At 56.9% G+C, this 357-nt stretch carries 2 protein-coding genes; one reads left to right on the top strand and one right to left on the bottom strand.

Annotation, left to right across the window (positions count from 1 at the left end):
* Positions 1-181: ABC transporter transmembrane domain-containing protein (locus A3709_RS22650; RefSeq protein ID WP_369795150.1), on the top strand; the 181-nt coding region annotated here is incomplete at its 5' end.
* Here the strand turns inward: A3709_RS22650 and A3709_RS12565 are convergent.
* Positions 129-357: ABC transporter transmembrane domain-containing protein (locus tag A3709_RS12565; RefSeq protein ID WP_369795149.1), on the bottom strand; the 229-nt coding region annotated here is incomplete at its 5' end. The two genes, A3709_RS22650 and A3709_RS12565, sit on opposite strands and share 53 nt — an antisense overlap.

The following is a 357-nucleotide window of genomic DNA, read 5'->3' as shown; positions in this document are numbered from 1 at the left end:
CAGCCTATACATTGCCCTGGGCGTGCCGCTGGTACTCCTGCCCATTATTTTCTTTGGCCGGCGGGTGCGACGCCTGTCAAACCAGAGTCAGGACAGTATCGCCAACGTGGGCAGCTACGCGGGCGAAGTCATTCAGCACATTCGCGTGGTACAGAGCTACACACGCGAATGTGCTGAATGACTTCGCCCGCGTAGCTGCCCACGTTGGCGATACTGTCCTGACTCTGGTTTGACAGGCGTCGCACCCGCCGGCCAAAGAAAATAATGGGCAGGAGTACCAGCGGCACGCCCAGGGCAATGTATAGGCTGAGCTTGAGATTGGTGATGAACATCATCACCAATCTCAAGCTCAGCCTA

This window comes from Halioglobus sp. HI00S01, from assembly GCF_001635445.1.
In the GTDB taxonomy this organism is placed as follows: domain Bacteria; phylum Pseudomonadota; class Gammaproteobacteria; order Pseudomonadales; family Halieaceae; genus Halioglobus; species Halioglobus japonicus.
This window is presented reverse-complemented; position numbering and strand designations above follow the sequence as displayed.